The sequence below is a fragment of the Aeromonas sp. HMWF015 genome, assembly GCF_963878965.1.
Taxonomy (GTDB): Bacteria; Pseudomonadota; Gammaproteobacteria; order Enterobacterales; family Aeromonadaceae; genus Aeromonas; species Aeromonas veronii.
In genome coordinates this window covers 782-1,883 of record NZ_CAWNZT010000193.1, presented here as the reverse complement: position 1 = coordinate 1,883, position 1,102 = coordinate 782, and the positions used below count along the sequence as shown (strand labels likewise).

The 1,102-nt window shown below is 60.1% G+C and carries 3 protein-coding genes; 1 reads left to right on the top strand and 2 read right to left on the bottom strand.

Features of this window, described 5'->3' with window-relative positions; translation table 11 throughout:
• Both AACS18_RS10150 and AACS18_RS10145 read right to left on the bottom strand, forming a co-directional pair.
• Positions 1 to 283 (bottom strand): LrgB family protein (locus AACS18_RS10150; protein WP_181363438.1); only part of this gene is annotated, 283 nt, incomplete at its 3' end.
• Positions 276 to 677, bottom strand: a complete 402-nt coding sequence (locus AACS18_RS10145; RefSeq protein ID WP_040069042.1) for a CidA/LrgA family protein — start codon at positions 675 to 677, stop codon at positions 276 to 278. The genes AACS18_RS10145 and AACS18_RS10150, both read right to left, overlap by 8 nt.
• 134 nt (positions 678 to 811) lie before the next feature.
• Here AACS18_RS10145 and AACS18_RS23295 point away from each other — a divergent pair.
• A partial coding sequence (locus AACS18_RS23295) for a LysR family transcriptional regulator (protein WP_258228904.1) occupies positions 812 to 1,102 on the top strand: 291 nt, incomplete at its 3' end.

The following is a 1,102-nucleotide window of genomic DNA, read 5'->3' as shown; positions in this document are numbered from 1 at the left end:
CCGACAGCGACAGCCAGTGGCGACGAATGAGCTGGCGGTTCTCGTAGACCGGCACCGCGAAGGCGACGGTCGCCGGGCCCAGCAGCCAGAGCAGCCAGTGGGATTCCGCCATGTAATCCTGATAGGGGATGTGGAACAGCAGCACCACCGCCACCAGCAGGGTCGGCGCCAGCAGCAGCGGCATCAGCGGCAGGATGCGCTTTTTGCCATAGAGCCATTTGCTGGCGTAGTAGAAGAGCAGGGTGAGGGCGAAGCAGATCAGCCCGAGCAGGGTATCAGACATGACGGCGACTCCGGCGGGCCAGTTTCAGTTCGAGGCGGTAAACCCGGTCCACCACCAGCGCGGTAGTACCGAGCACTAGCGTGGTGCTCACCAGCAGCACCACCATGATGCGCCACCCCTCCTGCAGCAGCAGATCCTGATAGTTGACCACCGCCACCACGGCGGGCACAAAGAAGAGCAGCATCTCGGCCAGCAGCCAGCGAGCACCGGCACTGAACCATTCAGCTTTGACCACTCCGAGCAGGATGCAGGCCAGCAGTAACAGCATGCCGGTGAGGTTGGCGGGCAGCGGCAGATGGAGAGTACGCACCGCGGTATCGGCCAGCAGCCAGATGGCTGCCAGCAACACAATCTGGAAGGGAGTCTGTAACCAGCGCAAGCAGAGGGCTTTCATGATCATCGTCTTTCTGTGAACCGGCTCACAGTATAGAGTTGAGCAAAACCTGCCAGAAATGAATTAAAATTATCAAATTCATGCTGCATAGGCATACTTCATCCCGTACCCGCCAACACGAGTCGAGAGAGTCCATGGATATTCGCGCCCTGCGCTATTTTGTCGAACTGGTGCGGGAAAAAAGCTTCACCCGCGCCTCTGAAAAGCTGTTCGTCACCCAGCCCACCATCAGCAAGATGATCCGCAATATCGAAGAGGAGCTGGGCCAACCCCTGCTCAACCGGTCAGGGCGCCGCTTCACCCTGACCGACAGCGGCCAGGTGCTGTTCAACCGGGCCCAGACCATCTTGGCGGAGATGCAGCAGCTGGAGGCCGAACTGGCGGATCTGCAGAGCCTGCAACACGGTCGCCTCACCCTCGGCATT

Coding starts and splice junctions, on each gene's coding strand:
- AACS18_RS10145 (WP_040069042.1), bottom strand. CDS start 677: ATGAAAGCCCTCTGCTTGCGCTGGTTACAGACTCCCTTCCAGATTGTG.